We start from the raw sequence: 16642 nt of genomic DNA, 5'->3' as shown, positions 1-16642 counted from the left end.
GGGGCGTCGCTCGGTTCAGACCTGTTCAGAGAAGAGAGATGACGGCGGCCACCGCGTCGTCGTCGGCCGCGTGCGACCAACTCGACATCCAGTTCGCGGACGCGAGATCGGTGTACGCCGCATAGACCGCCGACTGCAGGTCGCCGTCGCGTTCGTAGTGGTCGACGGGACGGTCGGCGTCAGACGCGGCCCGGCCGGAGGCGCGCGCCATCGCGACCTCGGGCGGCACGCCGAGCAGCAGTTGATGATCGGGGACCGGGAGGCGGAACCGGCCGAATTCGAGGTCGGAGACCCAGTCCACGACGCCCGACGACTCGATCGGCTCACCGAGCCGGGCCGCACTGTAGGCGGCGTTCGACGCGACGTACCGATCGCAGATGACGAGGTCGTGGTCGCGGCACGCGGCCTTCAACGCCGCACCGGCCGCCGCGCGGTCGAGGGCGAACAGCAACGCCATCGCGTACACGCTGTTGCGGAGGTCGCCGTGTTCGCCGTGCAGGGCCTCGGACGCGAGGTCGGCCGTGATCGACTCGCCGTAGCGAGGGAACGTGAACGTCGTGGTGCGTGCGCCTCGCTCCTGCGCGGCGGCGTGTATGCGCCCGACAATCGTCTGTTTGCCTGCTCCGTCCAAGCCCTCGATCGCCACCAGAATGCCCACGCGGCACAGTGTACGACCCGATCGGCGGCACGTGCCGGAGGCGACGACCGGGGCGAGCGATGCGTGTCGGAACACCACCGGCGGCGTCGGAGATGACACCATTGATCCCCATGAAGCCACGCGTCCTGGTCGTCGACGACGACGCCGCCCTCGCCGAGATGCTGACCATCGTGCTTCGCAATGAGGGATTCGAGCCGTTCGTGGTGGGGGACGGGACGCAGGCGCTGTCCGCGGTCCGCGAGGTCCGCCCCGACCTGGTCCTGCTCGACCTGATGCTGCCGGGGATGAACGGCATCGACGTCTGCCGGGTGCTCCGCGCCGACTCCGGCGTCCCGATCGTGATGTTGACCGCGAAGTCCGACACCGTCGACGTCGTCCTCGGCCTCGAATCGGGGGCCGACGACTACATGGTGAAGCCGTTCAAGCCGAAGGAACTCGTGGCGCGCATCCGGGCCCGACTCCGGCGCACCGAGGACGAGCCCGCCGAGCTCCTCGCGATCGGTCCCGTGCAGATCGACGTCCCCGCGCACACCGTGACACGCGACGGAAAAGCGATCTCCCTGACGCCGCTCGAGTTCGACCTCCTCGTCGCACTCGCCCGCAAGCCTCGCCAGGTGTTCACCCGCGACGTGCTGCTCGAACAGGTGTGGGGCTACCGGCACCCGGCCGACACGCGCCTGGTGAACGTGCACGTCCAGCGGCTGCGCGCCAAGGTCGAGATCGACCCGGAGAAGCCCGAGATCGTGCTCACCGTGAGAGGGGTCGGCTACAAGGCCGGCCCGCCGTGAGCGGCCGTCGCCGGCTCAACCGGCTCGTCACCAGCATCCAACGCGCGGTCGGTTCCATCGGCCGCGCGTTCGGTTCGCTCTGGTCCCGGTCGTTGCAGCTCCGCGTCGTCGTGTCGACGCTCGCGCTGTCGTTCGTCGTCCTGCTGATCCTCGGCTTCCTGCTGATCAGTCAGATCACCGGCAGGCTCCTCGACGCCAAGCAGGCCGCGGCGACCGAGGAGGTCGACCGCGCGCGAGCGATCGTCGAACGAGTCCTGTCGTCCAGCGACACCAACGCGTCGCCGCAGAACGCGATGGCCCGCGCCCGATCGCTGCTGTCCGACAGCGACGCCGACACCGGAGCCAGCACGTCGGGGGTCGGCACCTTCGACAGCGTGCTGACCGTCCGCCAGCGCGGATCGATCAACGACGAGTTGTCCGTCGGACCGGTCCGGGAGGTGCCGACCGGGTTGCAGTCGATGGTCGGCGGCGGACAGGTCGCGTACCAGTACACGTCGGTCGAACGCAACGGCGAGACCGTCCCCGCCCTGGTCATCGGCACGCCGGTGGAGACGCCGATGCAGGGGCTCGAGCTGTATCTCGTGTTCCCGCTGTCCGGCGAGCAGAACACGGTCAACCTCGTCCGCGGCACCATGCTCGCGGGCGGCGTGGTGCTGCTCGGTCTCCTCGCGGCCATCGCGTGGCTGGTGTCGCGGCAGGTGATCGCGCCGCTCCGCTCGGCGTCGCGCATCGCCGTCCGCTTCGCCGACGGCAGGCTCGCCGAGCGCATGCCCGTCCACGGCGACGACGAGTTCGCGCGATTGGCCGTCAGCTTCAACGACATGGCCGAGAGCCTGTCGAAGCAGATCACCCACCTCGAGGAGTTCGGCGGACTGCAGCGCCAGTTCACCAGCGACGTGAGCCACGAACTCCGGACACCGTTGACCACCGTGCAGATGGCCGCGGACATCCTGTACGAGAGCCGCGACGACTTCGAACCCATGCAACGGCGATCCATCGAACTCATGTCGAAGGAGCTGGAACGCTTCGAGGTGCTCCTCACAGAACTGCTCGAGATCTCCAGGCACGACGCGGGCATGGCGGATCTGGCAGCCGAACGCATGGACGTCGCGATACCCATCGACGGGGCCGTCTCCACGGTCACGCACCTCGCGAAGGAGTCGGGCACCGAACTCGTCATCAACCTGCCGGCCGAGCCGGTCTTCGCCGAGATCGATCCGCGGCGCGTGGAACGGATTCTGCGGAACCTGCTGGCGAACGCGATCGACCACGGTGAAGGGGAGCCGGTCACGCTGACCATGCGGTCGGACGGCGACGCCGTCGCCATCACGGTCCGCGACCAGGGCATCGGTCTGCGGCCGGGGGAGGAGAAGCTGGTGTTCAACCGCTTCTGGCGGTCCGATCCGTCGCGTGTCCGACGCTCGGGCGGAACCGGACTGGGGCTCGCCATCAGCATCGAGGACGCGCGCCTGCACGCGGGCCGCCTCGAGGCATGGGGCGAACCCGGTGTCGGATCGTGCTTCCGGCTCACGTTGCCGCTCGTCCGCGGGCACAAGCTGCTCGGCAGTCCCCTGCCGCTCAAACCGACGACGGAGGCGCAGCGATGAGCGCCAGACGCACTCTCGCGGCCCTGCTGCTGGTGATGACGACGACGCTCACCGGGTGCGTGTCGATCCCCGACGACTCGGCGCCCCAGCCGATCGAGGCGTTCAGCCGCAAGGACCCGCTCAACGCGGTCCCGGCTCCTCGTCGGTCCGACGACCCGGAGACGTTGGCGCGCAACTTCATCCGGGCGATGGCCGACCCGACGGGCGGTCACAAGGCTGCGCGCAGGTACCTGACGGGGTCGGCGTCGTCGCGGTGGGACGATCAGGGCGACCTGACCGTCGTCGACGATGTGAGCGTGGTCGTCGACGAGCGGACCGAGACGGCCATCCGGTTGCGCATCACCGGCGATCACGTCGGGACGCTGAGTCCGGCGGGTCAACTGCTGCCCGCGTCGGGCTCCGTCGTCATCCCGCTGTCGATGTCGAAGACCCCGTCGGGGTGGCGGATCGACGGCGACCTGCCGCGCGGGGTCGTCACCGACAATGCGCAGTTCCTGACCGCGTACCGCCGCGCCGACCTGTACTTCCCCGATCGGACGATGAAGCGGCTCGTGACCGATCCGCGCTGGCTCTACGGCGCGGCGCCCGACGCGAGCGCACTGGTGACCCTGCTGATGCGCGGACCGTCGCCCGACCTGTCCGGAGCCATCGGCGCGGGCGCCGACAAGGGCGCGACCCTGACCGCTCCCGTCTCGACCGACTCGGACACGATCACCGTCGAACTCGGCAACGTGACCGACACCGACACCGGGAACCGGACCGTTCTCGCCGCGCAGATCGTATGGACGTTGGACGCCGCCGGGCTCAGCGGAACGTATCGGATCAACGCCGACGGCGCACCGTTGGTCGCCGACCAGGACGGCGGATGGCGGACGGCCGATGTGCGCGCGTTCGAGCCCGACGCCGAGCAGACGACTCAGCCCGTGCTGCACCTGGTGCGAGGCGGCGCGGTCGTGCGGTCGACCGGCCAGCGGTACGTCGCGATCCCCGGACCGCTCGGCGCGGGCCGCGACGTGCGGTCCGCCGCCGTGACCCGCGACCTCGGGCGAGTCGCGGCCGTCGTGCAGCGTGGGGACCGGCAGGCGCTCGTGGAGGGGCCGTACGGCGGTGATCCCGTCGAGGTGGCCTCCGGGAGGACCGTGTCGTCGCCGTCGTTCGGCGCCGACGACACGACCGGTTACGCGATCGTCGACGACAGACCGATCCAGTGGTCCCGCGATCAGCAGGGGCGCGCCAGGGCCGGAGCCCTCGACGTCACCGCGGTGCAGGCTGTGCGGGCGGGCCCGATCACCGCGATGAGCATCGCGCCCGACGGCGTGCGGGTGGCGCTGGTCGTCGCCGGGCGGCCGCTGCTCGCGGTGATCTCGACCAACGCGCGCGGGGTGCCCGCGCTGACCGGGGTCCGCGACGCCGCCCCGGCCGACGGCACCGCGCTCACCGACCTGGCATGGGCCACATCGGATGTCCTGTACGTGATCGGTGAGGGCGATGAGAGTCCCGTGCTCCGGATCTCCATCGCGGGGGGACCGTCGTCCCCGCTGGTCGGCGGCAACTTGAAGCCGCCGCTGCAGGCGATCGCGGCGTCGCCCCGCAGCGTGTACGTCACCGACTCCCAGGGCGTCCTCCAACTCGGCATCGACTCCACGCGTCCCGACCAGTACTGGACGAGTGTCGGGACGTCGATTCCTCCGGGATCGGTGCCGGTGGTCCCGGAGGGCTGACGCCCCCTGTGGACACCGCGGCTGACAAGGGGCGGCGCGTCGGAGATGATGCGTGGATGGGACGCTCCGCGGGCCGGGTGAGGCGGATCGCGGCGGCGGTCGGCGACCTCGCCGTGCCGCTGATCTGCGGTGGATGCGGGCGGCCGGGAGTCGCATGGTGCACCCGATGCGGCGCGGATGTCGCCGACGCCCCGCGGGCGGTCCGACCGCGGGTGGAACTCGGGATCGACGTGTGGGCCGTCGGCCGATACGACGGTCCGATGCGGGGTGCGATCCTCGCCTTGAAAGAGCACGGGCGCCGGGACCTCGTGCCGGTGCTCGGCGACGCCCTCGCGTCGGCGCTCATCGCCCTCGCGGACTGGGGCGACCTGCCCGCGGGACGACGGCTCGCCCTGGTGCCCGCGCCGACGCGGGCGGCGGCGGCCCGGCGGCGCGGCGGCGATCCGGTGACGGCGGTCGCGCACCGCGCGGCGACGGTCCTCGGCGGAAAGGTCCACGTGACGCCGCTGCTGGAGACGGCCCGGTTCACGCGCGATTCGGCGGGCCTGAGCGCCGGGGCCCGGTCGTCCAACCTGGCTGGTGCGGTCGACGTCGTCGGCTCGCCGCCTCCCGAGATGCTCCGGCCGACGACGGTCACCGTGCTCGTCGACGACGTCGTGACCACCGGTGCGACGGCCGCGGCGTCGATCCGCGCCCTGCGCCGGACGGGCGTCGACGTGTCCGCGGTCGTCGTCCTGGCGAGTGCATGAATGTCGACGTTCACTAAAACGTGGCCGGAATCGGAGTTTGCGGATACCTTCGGAAGTGGCAGTGAGGAACGTCGAGTGCCGGGAGGTGAAGCGCCTTTTCTCCGATCTCGACGCGACGAGCGCGCGGGGTGGGGGAACGCTCGCTGACATACCAGCGAGACTGCCGCGCGCACGGGTTTCCTGATACGAATCCTGCAGTGCGCCAAGCGAATTGGTATCCATCTCGGACCGAGTCCGAGGGGAACGATATCGAGGAGGAACACGATATGACGGTTGTTCACCGCAAGGGTCAGCGCGAGCCGAAGGGCCCGGAGCCGCAGAGCCGAGAAGAACTCGAGGCGGCCTTCACTCCGCCGGCCAACACCGTCGATGCGGGCGAGCTCTCCGAGCCCCGCGCGGACGTCTCGTGGAACGGTCGGAACGTCGAGATTCCGGACCACTTCCGTGCCTACCTGAGCGACAAGCTCTCCCGCCTCGAGCACTTCGACGACTCGATCTTCCGGTTCGACGTCGTCCTCTACCACGAACCCAACCGCCGCCAGTCCAAACAGGGACAGGTCGTCGAAGTCACGGGCGTCGGCCGCGGGCCGATCGTCCGGTCGCAGGGCACCGGCGAGAACTTCTACGCAGCGACCGAACTGGCTTTCGACAAGCTTCACAAGCGTCTGCGTCGGTCCAAGCGGCGCAAGCAGGTCCGCAAGGACGGCCAGCGTCGAGCCACCTCGCTGGCCGAGGCCACCGCGGACGCACTGCCGCCGCTGCCGGACATCCCGGAGATCAACGGCTCGGACCCGTGGGACGCGGGCGACGATCACCAGCCCGGACAGGTGGTCCGCGTCAAGGACCACCAGGCGTCGCCGATGAGCGTCGACGACGCGCTGTACGAGATGGAACTCGTCGGCCACGACTTCTTCCTGTTCCACGACGCCGAGACGGACAAGGCGTCGGTCGTCTACCGTCGTCACGCCTTCGACTACGGCCTCATCCGACTCGCCTGACAGCGGCCCGAACCGCCCGCCCCCGCCCGCCCGGCGGGGGCGGTCGCGTGCCGTTCGGGAGACGTGAACCGTGAACGTCGGCTAACGCCTGCGTATCATGGGGCCAGGTCTGTCCGGTCCACCGCATGCAGTGCGTCGACCGGCGGAGAACTCGACCGCCTATCAAGAGGATTACCGTTGCTCAACAAGCTGCTCCGCGTCGGCGAAGGCCGTCTGGTCAAGCGACTGGATTCGTACGCGACGAGCGTGGAAGCGCTCTCCGACGAGATGGAAGCCCTCAGCGACGACGAACTGCGCGGCAAGACCGAGGAGTTCAAGGAACGGCTCGAGAAGGGTGAGACCCTCGACGAACTCCTGCTCGAGGCATTCGCCGTGGCCCGCGAGGCGGCGTGGCGAGTCCTCGACCAGAAGCACTTCCACGTCCAGATCATGGGCGGCGCGGCGCTGCACTTCGGCAACATCGCCGAGATGAAGACCGGTGAGGGCAAGACGCTCACCTGTGTGCTGCCCGCCTACCTGAACGCGCTGTCGGGCAAGGGCGTCCACGTCGTCACCGTCAACGACTACCTCGCCAAGCGCGACGCCGAGTGGATGGGCCGCGTCCACCGCTTCCTCGGCTTGGAGACCGCCGTCATCCTGACCGGCATGTCGCCCGACCAGCGCCGCGCCGCGTACGCCGCCGACATCACCTACGGCACCAACAACGAGTTCGGCTTCGACTACCTGCGCGACAACATGGCGCACTCGATCCCCGACCTCGTCCAGCGCGGGCACAATTTCGCGGTGGTCGACGAGGTCGACTCGATCCTCGTCGACGAGGCCCGCACACCGCTGATCATCTCGGGTCCGGCGGACTCGTCGAGCAAGTGGTACGGCGAGTTCGCCCGCATCGCGCCGCTGCTGGAGATCGACACCCACTACGAAGTCGACATCAAGAAGAAGACGATCGGCGTCCACGAGGCCGGCGTCTCGTTCGTCGAAGACCGGCTCGGCATCGACAACCTGTACGAGCCGGAGAACTCCCAGCTCGTCGGCTACCTGAACAACGCGATCAAGGTGAAGGAACTCTTCCACCGCGACAAGGACTACATCGTCCGCAACGGCGAGGTGATGATCGTCGACGAGTTCACCGGTCGTGTGCTCGACGGTCGCCGCTTCAACGAGGGCCTGCATCAGGCGATCGAGGCGAAGGAGGGCGTCGAGATCAAGGCCGAGAACCAGACGCTCGCCACGATCACCCTGCAGAACTACTTCCGCCTGTACGACACCCTGTCGGGCATGACCGGCACCGCCGAGACCGAGGCCGCCGAGTTCCAGCAGATCTACAAGCTCGGCGTCGTGCCGATCCCGACCAACCGTCCGATGGCCCGCAAGGACCGCGCCGACCTCATCTACAAGACCGAGGAGGCCAAGTTCGACGCCGTCGTCGACGACGTCGTCGAACGTCACCGCGAGGGCCAGCCGGTCCTCATCGGCACGACCAGCGTCGAGCGGTCGGAGTACCTGTCGCGCAAGCTGGCCGCCGCGGGCGTCGACCACTCGGTCCTCAACGCCAAGTACCACGAGCAGGAGGCGCAGATCGTCGCCGAGGCCGGACGCCTCGGCGCCGTCACCGTCGCCACCAACATGGCGGGCCGCGGAACCGACGTCGTGCTCGGCGGCAACCCGGACGTCATCGCCGACACCCGCTTGCGCAAGGCGGGCCTGGACCCGGTGACCACGCCGGACGAGTACGAGGCCGCGTGGGACGAGGCGATCGACGTCGCCCGCAAGGCGGCCGCGTCGGAGGCCGACGACGTCCGTGAGGCCGGCGGCCTCTACGTCCTCGGCACCGAGCGCCACGAGTCGCGTCGTATCGACAACCAGCTGCGCGGCCGGTCCGGTCGCCAGGGCGATCCCGGCGAGTCGCGGTTCTACCTGTCGCTCGGCGACGAGCTGATGCGCCGCTTCAACGGCGCCGCGCTCGAATCGATCATGACGCGCGTCAACCTGCCCGAGGACGTGCCGATCGAGGCGAAGATGGTCACCCGCGCCATCCGCAGTGCGCAGACGCAGGTCGAGGAGCAGAACTTCGAGATCCGTAAGAACGTCCTCAAGTACGACGAGGTCATGAACTCGCAGCGCAAGGTGATCTACGGCGAGCGCCGCGAGATCCTCGAAGGCGAGGAGCACCGCGACCAGATCCGCGGCATGGTCGGCGACGTCGTCGGAGCCTATGTCGACGGCGCCACCGCCGAGGGCTACACCGAGGACTGGGACCTCGACAAGCTGTGGACGGCGCTCAAGGAGCTGTACCCGATCTCGCTCGACTACAAGACCGTGGTCGGCGAGACCGCGGAGGGCGACCGCGACGACATCTCGCGCGAGGACCTGCGCGAGCGGGTGGTCGAGGACGCGTTGTCCGCATACGACGCGCGTGTGGAGGAGATCGTCGGCGTCGCGGGCGACTCGGGCATGGCCGACCTCGAACGGTCGGTGCTGCTGTCGGTGCTCGACCGCAAGTGGCGCGATCACCTCTACGAGATGGACTACCTCCGCGAGGGCATCCACCTGCGGTCGATGGCGCAGCGCGACCCGGTGGTCGAGTACCAGCGCGAAGGCTACGACATGTTCACCGCGATGCTCGACGCGATGAAGGAGGAGACCGTCTCGGTGCTCTTCAACGCTCGCGTGGAGCTGCAGGCCCCCGCTCCCGCGCTCGGCACGTCGGTGTCCGACATGCTCGCGGGCTTCGGCGGCGAGGAGACCGCGGACGAGGAAGCGCGCACGTTCAGCGGCCCCGGCGAGGACGGTGTCGCCGAGGTGCTGTCGCAGGCGCAGGAGCTCGCGGGCGCCGCCCCGAGCATGGAGAAGGCGGCGCCGCCCGCCCCCGGCAGCCGTCGTGAACGGCGCGAAGCCGAGCGGCGCAACCGTCGTCGCAAGTAGTTCGATTCGCACCTGATGCCCGGCAGCCCAGCTGCCGGGCATTAGTCTGTGGTGCATGAGTGGAGGACTTGCGGCCCTGCTGGACGACATCGCGGTGCTGGCGAAGATGGCCGCGGCGTCCGTCGACGACGTCGCCGCGGCGACGGGCAAGGCGAGCGCGAAGGCCGTCGGTGTGGTCGTCGACGACACCGCCGTCACCCCGCGATACGTCCACGGCGTCCGGCCGTCTCGGGAACTCCCGATCATCGGGAAGATCGCCAAGGGGTCGCTCCGCAACAAACTGCTGATCATCCTGCCGGTCGCGCTGCTGCTCAGCCAGTTCGTGCCGTGGCTGCTGACGCCGATCCTGATGATCGGCGGCACCTACCTGTGCTTCGAGGGCGCGGAGAAGATCTGGGAACTCGTCTCCGGGCACGGCTCCGCGGAGGAGACCACCGAGGAGGTCGGCGACGATCAGGAGAAGACTGTCGTCAGCGGGGCCATCCGCACCGATTTCATCCTGTCGGCCGAGATCATGGTGATCGCCCTCAACGAGGTGGCCGACCAGCCGTTCGTGCTGCGCACGGTGGTCCTCGCGATCGTCGCGATCGTCATCACGATCCTCGTGTACGGCGTCGTCGGCGTCATCGTGAAGATGGACGACGTCGGTCTTGCCCTCGCCAAGCGAGAGACGCGACTGGTCGCCTCCACTGGTCGCGGACTGGTCCGTGCGATGCCGATCGTGCTGTCGACGCTCAGCGCCGTCGGCATCGTCGCGATGTGCTGGGTCGGCGGACACATCGTCCTGTCCGGGGCGTCCGAGCTCGGCTTCGAGTTCCCCTACGGGATCGTCCATCACATCGAGGAGTGGTTCCATCGACTCGTTCCGGCGATCGGCGGCGTGCTCGGCTGGACGGCCAACACGGTGTCGTCGGCGATCTTCGGAGTGTTCTGGGGCGGCATCGTCGTCGCGATCATGCATCTGATCCCCCGCCGCAAGGCCGCTGCACACTAGTCGATTGACTCCTGGTGCCGCCTAGTTCCCGGTGAATTTCCGCTGGTCACGCTGGCTGACACAGAGTGCACTGATGAGCGGTTCCCGGTGGTTGAGCGGGACCGTAGCGCCAGCGGAGGTCCCTGTCGAAACCACGGTCACCCGGGCTGCTACTTCGACGATCTATATTGTCGCGCAAGCAGATCCAGTCCAGGTTCAGCGGTTTCGACACGACGCCTCGGCTGGAGCCTCGGAGTCGGCTCAACCATCGGGAGAAGCTCGTCGGCGAACTCGTCAACAGCCAGCGTGACCAGTGGCAATACGGCGGGAACCCACGTCGTCACCGGGAATCACCAATCTATCTCCCGAACCTCCCTGCCTCATCTCGCACCGACCTGCCTCGACTTGACTCCCCTGCCTGAGCTCAGGCAGGGGAGACGCAATGAAGCAGGTCGGTGCGAGATGAGGCAGGTCGGTCGTGCTTCGAAGAGCGTCACCGGGGCGCATGTCGGTGATCGATCAGTCCGTGCACGGCGTGTCTCGGAACCGTCGTCGGCGTGTCGCGCGTCCAATGAGTATGAAGACCATTGAACTCCGACCAGTACCCGAGTCCGCGGCTCCGAGCGCGACTGCCGATCCGGCAGAGGTCGCACGGTCGGCGCGGACGGCCGTCATCGGCGCGCTGCAACGCATACTCGAGGTCCTCGACGGCCGACGACCATGTGAGCACGTCGCCGCGACCGTGTCCGCGGAGGTCTTCGACAGGGTCGCCGTCGGCCTCCGCAGACGCGAGGCGACGACGGCGCGGGCTCCGGTCCGGCGGGGCGTCGCGCGCCTGCGTCGCGTGCACATGCAGATGCGGACGGCCCGTGCGGGGGAGTTCTTCGGCACCGTCGAACGGGACGGCCGGGTCCACGCCGTCGCCGGGCGCGTGGAGCTCCGCCCGCTGCTGCTGCCGGGGCGGATGCGCCGCCCCGAGACGCATTGGGTGCTGACGGAGTTCGGCCTGATCTGACCGGTGGATACACTCGATCGCATCATGGTGAATCGACTGTCGGCGGAAGACGCGATGTACTACTTCCTCGACGGCTCGGGGACCAGCGCGCACATGGGATCGCTGCTGGTGATCGATCCGTCGTCGGCGGGCGACGCCGTGCGCTTGGACTATCAGGCGCTGGTGTCGGTGGTCGAGCGCCGTCTCCAGCTGGCGCCTCGCTACCGTCAGGTCGTCAAAGAGGTCGCGCTGGGCCTCGGTCGTCCCCTGTGGGTGGACGATCCGGACTTCGACATCAACTTCCACATCCGACTCTCCGCCCTGCCGCATCCGGGTTCGATGGGGCAGCTGCACGAGCTGATCGCGCGGATCATGTCGCGACCGCTCGACCGGGAACGGCCGCTGTGGGAGATGTATCTGATCGAGGGGCTGTCCGGCGGCAGGCTCGCGGTGCTGACGAAGTCGCACCGGTGCCTCGTCTCCGGCCCGGACAATCCCGAGATCGGCGAGGTGGTCTGCGATGTCGGCGTCGTCGGGCCCGAACTCGACGAGGACCTCTGGATGCCGGGCTCGCCGCCGGGACAGGCCGCGATGACGGTCGGTGCGCTCGCCGACGCGATGGCTCGTCCGGGCGAACTGGTCGACTCGCTGCTCAACGGGAACGGTCCGGTCGCCGACATCTGGTCGGTCGCCGACAAGTCGGCCCGCTTCGTCGCGTCGACCGTGCAACAGATCGTGAACGCCGCGCCCGACAGTCCGCTGAATGCCGTGACCACGTCGTCGAGGCTGTTCGCGAGCGCCCAGATCTCGCGCCGCGACTGCACCCGGATCGCGACCAGGTTCGAGTGCACGTTCAACGACGTGGTGCTCGCGGTCCTGGCCGGCGTCCTCCGGCGGTGGACGCTGTCGACCACGGACACCGTGAAGCACGGCGAGACGATCCGGGCGATCGTCCCGCTGCGGGCACGCGACGCCGAGGCGGTGACGCAGGGCCCGGGGAGCTGGGTGCCCGAGTACGAGCCCGAGTTCGTCACCGACCTGCCGATCGGCGAAGACTCGCCGGCCGTCCGTCTCATGCAGGTCGCGGGACTCGCGGACCGGTATTCGGGATCGGGTCGCAGGCTCGCACCGGAGATGAAGCCGTTGCTGCCCGAACTCGGGATGGTGCCGTTCGCGGAGTTCTCGGCACGGACCTTCTCGCAGATCTTCCAGCGGACGTACAACGTGCCGATCGCGATGAGCGACTCGGTGGCCCAGCGTTTCCTCGCCGGTCACCGGGTGGCCGAGATCTACACGATCCCGTCGCTCGCGGCCCAGCGGGCGTTGGCGATCAGCGTCAACGAGTACGGCGGGGCCGTCCAGTTCGGGTTCATCGCCGACCGTGCCGTGGTGTCCGACCTGCCGGCGATGGTCGGATACGTGGAGGAATCGTTCGACGAGCTGCTGACCAGCGGCCTGCCCCAGGATCGATGAGGAGAATCATGCGGGTGTACCTGCCGGCCACGCTGGCGATGATCGCGGACCTGTCCGGCGGAGCGTTCCAGCCGGTCGGCGGCACCGGGTTCGCGGTGACGCCCGCGCTACGGGAGGCGTACACGTCCGGCGACGACGAGGAACTCGGCGAGGTCGCGCTCCGGGAGGCCGCGCGGGCGTCGCTGCGGTTGCTGTCGGCGCAGGAGCCGGGGGCCGCGAGCCTGCCGTCGCGCCGGGTGGTGGTCGTCGCCGACGCCGAGGCGTCGCCGCGGCCCGATCTGGACGACGCGGTGGTCAGGCTGTCCGGTCCGGTGGCTGTCGGCGACATCGTCGCGGTCCACGTCGACGGGGCTGCGGCGCAGGATGCCGTGGTAGCCGCCGTCGCCGCGGTGGACGCGGCCGACCTCGGTGACGAAGACGCCGAACTCGCCGTCGGCGACGTCGAAGACCACGATCTCGGCTGGTACGCCACCCAGGAGCTCCCGTTCCTCCTGGAACTCCTGTAGGGCGCAGTCGGCAAGCCACTTTTCGAAGCGGACAGAAACTGACCGCATTGGCCGCCACACTGGATCCAGGCCCCGATCGGGGGAGCATTCGATCCAGGAGGACAGTCATGTACGGACCCGAAGCGCACGACGAGATCACCAGCCTTGTCAACTACATCGATCAGCAGTTGGAGGCCATCCGGGCCGCCGCACTCGGGCTCACCGAGGAGCAGGCGTGGGCGACACCGTGCCGCAGCGCGCTCTCGGTCGCGGGAATCATCAAGCACGCCGAGTACGGGATGCGGGGCGGCGTCGGACGTCTGACGAAGGGGCCGGGCGCGTTCGCCCTCGACGAGGCGGGCTTCGCCGCCTACCTCGGCAGTTTCGCCGCCGCCGAGGGGGAGACCGCGGCCGCGGTGATCGCTCGGTTCGATGCGACGCGTGCCGAGTTCCTCGACATCGTGCGGTCCGTCGATCCGGACGCCGACTCGATCGAGCCCGCCGCACCGTGGGACGGCGTGCTCGACGACCGTCCGATCAAGCTCCGCTACTACCTCATGCACCAGGTGGAGGAGTACGCGCGGCACGCGGGACACGCCGACATCGTCCGCGAGCAGATCGACGGCCAGCCGGTTCCCGGGCTGGTGTTGTCGCTGCTCGGCGCCCCCGCGAACGACTTCTTCGCGCCGTACGAGGCGGCGCCCGGAACGCTCCTGTCGTGACGCTCCGTTCGCTCTCGGGCCGATGACCCGCTAACCTACGGAAGCGTAAGTTAGGTGTTCCGGGGAACCGGAACCGGCAGAGGAGACGAGCATGGGCTGGCGGGAACGTTTCGAGGCACCGGTCGCGGGAGTCGCGGGAGGCAAAGGCGGCAACTGGGTACGGGCGGCGGTGGCGCGCGTCACCACGCCGCTGCTGCCCGACGACTACCTCCACCTGGTGAATCCGCTGTGGTCCGCGCGCGAGCTCCGCGGTCGCGTGGTCTCGGTGACGCCGGTGACCGCCGACAGTGCGACCATCGTCATCCGGCCGGGCTGGGGCTTCTCGTTCGACTATCACCCGGGCCAGTACATCGGCATCGGCGTCCAGCAGGGCGGCAAGTGGACCTGGCGTTCGTACTCGCTGACATCGGAGCCGGACAGTTCGGTCGCCGACCGCACCGTCGCCATCACGGTGAAGGCGATGCCGGAGGGCTTCCTGTCGTCGCACCTGGTCAACGGCCTCAACGAGGGGACCGTCGTGCGCCTGGCGGCTCCGGCGGGCGAGTTCGTGCTCAGCGATCCGCTTCCGGAGAAGCTGATGTTCGCGACCGCGGGCAGCGGCGTCACGCCGATCATCTCGATGCTCCGGACCATGTCGCGGCGCGGTCAGCGGATGGACGCGGTGCTCGTCCACTCCGCGCCGGACGCCTCGGACGTGTTGTTCTCCGACGAGCTCCGGCAGTACGCCGAGTCGGGCCTGATCGACCTGAAGCTGCGTCTCACGCGGACCGACGGTCGGATCGACGCCGCTGCTCTCGACGAATTGGTGCCCGATTGGGCCGAGCGTCAGACCTGGGCGTGCGGTCCGAGCGGCTTCATCGACATGCTGACCGGGATCTTCCACGCGGGCGGCCGCGAGGACATGCTTCACGTGGAACGGTTCGCGCTCGAACGGGGAGCCGCGGGCGCTCAGGGCGGCACGGTGACGTTCGGCCGTGACGGCAGGCAGGTGGAGGCCGACGGCGCGACCACCCTCCTGGAGGCGGGCGAACAGGCCGGCGTCCTGATGCCCTTCGGCTGCCGCATGGGCATCTGTCAGAGCTGTGTGGTGATGCTCGACAAGGGGTGCGTCCGCGATCTGCGGACGGGTGTCGAGCACGTCGAAGGCGAGCGGATTCAGACGTGCGTCAGCGCCGCGGCGGGCGACTGCACCCTGGACGTGTGACGCAGTCGACTGGACGACCTACGGGCACGTAACCTACGATTACGTAAGTTACGTTCCCGTAGGAGAGGATCAGCAGTGGCTATCGCAGATGTACCCGAGTACGCGCACCTGACCGACGCCGACGTGGAGGCACTCGGGGCCGAGCTCGACGCGATCCGCGCCGACATCGAGGCCGACCGCGGCGAGCGCGACGCTCGCTATCTGCGTAACACGATCCGATTCCAGCGCGGACTGGAGTTCACCGGCCGACTCCTCACCGTTGGCGCGCGCAAGAGGTCGCTCTGGTGGGCGGGCGCCGCGACGCTCGGCGTCGCGAAGATCGTCGAGAACATGGAACTCGGCCACAACGTGATGCACGGCCAGTGGGACTGGATGAACGATCCGGAAGTCCACTCGACGTCGTGGGAATGGGACAACACCGGTCCGTCCGCCCACTGGAAGCACACCCACAACTACGTGCACCACAAGTACACCAATGTGCTCGGCATGGACGACGACATCGGCTACGGGCTGCTGCGCGTGACGCGCGACCAGCGCTGGCGCCCGTTCTACCTCGGCAACCTCGTCTACAACACGGCGCTCGCTCTGCTGTTCGAGTACGGCGTCGCCGCTCAGCACCTCGAACTCGGCAAGAAGCGGAAGACCCCGGAGGCCAAGGCCGAGCTCAAGCGCGACCTGCGCGACGTCGGCCGCAAGATCGGCCGCCAGGCGGGCAAGGACTACCTGCTGTTCCCCGCGCTCGTCGGCGCCGTCACCCGCTCGCCGGAGGCGGCGCGCAAGACCGCGACCGCGAATCTCCTCGCCAACGTGATCCGCAACGTCTGGACCAACGCGGTGATCTTCTGCGGCCACTTCCCGGACGGTGCGGAGAAGTTCACCAAGGCCGACATGGACGACGAGACGCAGGCCCAGTGGTACCTGCGGCAGATGCTCGGCAGCGCCAACTTCCGGTCCGGCCCCGTGCTGGCGTTCATGAGCGGCAACCTGTCGTACCAGATCGAGCATCACCTGTTCCCGGATCTGCCGAGCAACCGCCTCGCCGAGATCTCGGTCCGCGTGCAGGCGATCTGTGCCAAATACGACCTGCCGTACACGACAGGTTCGTTCCCGGTGCAGTACGCGAAGTCGTGGCGGACCATCGCGAAGCTGTCGCTCCCGAACGAGTATCTGACCGCTACCAGCGACGACGCCCCGGAGACCAACTCCGAACGCAAGTTCCGCGAAGACGGTGCACCGCGCCTGGTCTCGTCGATCGATGAGACGACGGGTCGGCGTCGAGGCCTGCAGTCCGCGATCCGGGACGGCCGGGCGCGCCGCAAGGAGCGTACGAGCGCATAATGGGGTC

Annotated in this window: 14 protein-coding genes; 13 read left to right on the top strand and 1 reads right to left on the bottom strand. The window is 68.8% G+C overall.

Annotated features, from left to right (window positions below; translation table 11 throughout):
• Positions 1-25: 25 nt before the first annotated feature.
• Positions 26-658, bottom strand: a complete 633-nt coding sequence (locus GYB83_RS22160; protein ID WP_161897425.1) for a dTMP kinase — start codon at positions 656-658, stop codon at positions 26-28.
• Positions 659-768: 110 nt separating this feature from the next.
• On the opposite strand from GYB83_RS22160, the gene mtrA reads away from it, so the two are divergent.
• The 13 genes from mtrA (at position 769) to GYB83_RS22095 (ending at position 16635) form a co-directional block, all read left to right on the top strand.
• On the top strand, positions 769-1446 hold the full coding sequence (gene mtrA / locus GYB83_RS22155; RefSeq protein WP_161897424.1) for an MtrAB system response regulator MtrA: 678 nt from the start codon (positions 769-771) through the stop codon (positions 1444-1446).
• Positions 1443-3053 (top strand): MtrAB system histidine kinase MtrB, encoded by a 1611-nt coding sequence (gene mtrB / locus GYB83_RS22150; RefSeq protein WP_161897423.1) that lies wholly within the window; start codon positions 1443-1445, stop codon positions 3051-3053. The genes mtrA and mtrB overlap by 4 nt, the downstream gene beginning before the upstream one ends.
• The gene (locus GYB83_RS22145) at positions 3050-4774 is read left to right on the top strand and encodes an LpqB family beta-propeller domain-containing protein (RefSeq protein WP_161897422.1); all 1725 of its coding nucleotides are present in this window, start codon (positions 3050-3052) and stop codon (positions 4772-4774) included. The genes mtrB and GYB83_RS22145 overlap by 4 nt, the downstream gene beginning before the upstream one ends.
• 56 nt (positions 4775-4830) lie before the next feature.
• Positions 4831-5523: a ComF family protein gene (locus GYB83_RS22140; protein WP_161897421.1), complete on the top strand. Its 693-nt coding sequence runs from the start codon at positions 4831-4833 to the stop codon at positions 5521-5523.
• A 266-nt stretch (positions 5524-5789) separates the two neighbouring features.
• Positions 5790-6521 carry a ribosome hibernation-promoting factor, HPF/YfiA family gene (hpf, locus tag GYB83_RS22135; RefSeq protein WP_161897420.1) on the top strand — a complete coding sequence of 244 codons (732 nt, stop codon included), beginning with the start codon at positions 5790-5792 and terminating at the stop codon, positions 6519-6521.
• A 177-nt stretch (positions 6522-6698) separates the two neighbouring features.
• On the top strand, positions 6699-9446 hold the full coding sequence (gene secA, locus GYB83_RS22130; protein ID WP_161897419.1) for a preprotein translocase subunit SecA: 2748 nt from the start codon (positions 6699-6701) through the stop codon (positions 9444-9446).
• Between the two features lie 55 nt (positions 9447-9501).
• The gene (locus GYB83_RS22125) at positions 9502-10440 is read left to right on the top strand and encodes a DUF808 domain-containing protein (RefSeq protein ID WP_161897418.1); all 939 of its coding nucleotides are present in this window, start codon (positions 9502-9504) and stop codon (positions 10438-10440) included.
• A 556-nt stretch (positions 10441-10996) separates the two neighbouring features.
• Positions 10997-11434, top strand: a complete 438-nt coding sequence (locus GYB83_RS22120; protein ID WP_161897417.1) for an Rv3235 family protein — start codon at positions 10997-10999, stop codon at positions 11432-11434.
• Between the two features lie 24 nt (positions 11435-11458).
• Entirely contained in the window at positions 11459-12886 is a 1428-nt protein-coding gene (locus GYB83_RS22115; protein WP_161897416.1) for a wax ester/triacylglycerol synthase domain-containing protein, read from the top strand.
• An 8-nt stretch (positions 12887-12894) separates the two neighbouring features.
• Complete coding sequence (locus GYB83_RS22110; RefSeq protein WP_161897415.1) at positions 12895-13392, top strand: DUF6912 family protein; 498 nt, start codon at positions 12895-12897, stop codon at positions 13390-13392.
• 107 nt (positions 13393-13499) lie between these two features.
• Positions 13500-14093 carry a mycothiol transferase gene (locus tag GYB83_RS22105; protein ID WP_161897414.1) on the top strand — a complete coding sequence of 198 codons (594 nt, stop codon included), beginning with the start codon at positions 13500-13502 and terminating at the stop codon, positions 14091-14093.
• Between the two features lie 91 nt (positions 14094-14184).
• Positions 14185-15297: a ferredoxin reductase gene (locus GYB83_RS22100; protein ID WP_161897413.1), complete on the top strand. Its 1113-nt coding sequence runs from the start codon at positions 14185-14187 to the stop codon at positions 15295-15297.
• Between the two features lie 75 nt (positions 15298-15372).
• Positions 15373-16635, top strand: a complete 1263-nt coding sequence (locus GYB83_RS22095) for a fatty acid desaturase family protein (RefSeq protein WP_161897412.1) — start codon at positions 15373-15375, stop codon at positions 16633-16635.
• Positions 16636-16642: the final 7 nt, after the last annotated feature.

Origin of the sequence: Gordonia spumicola (genome assembly GCF_009932475.1) — a bacterium.
Taxonomy (GTDB): Bacteria; Actinomycetota; Actinomycetes; order Mycobacteriales; family Mycobacteriaceae; genus Gordonia; species Gordonia spumicola.
This window is presented reverse-complemented; position numbering and strand designations above follow the sequence as displayed.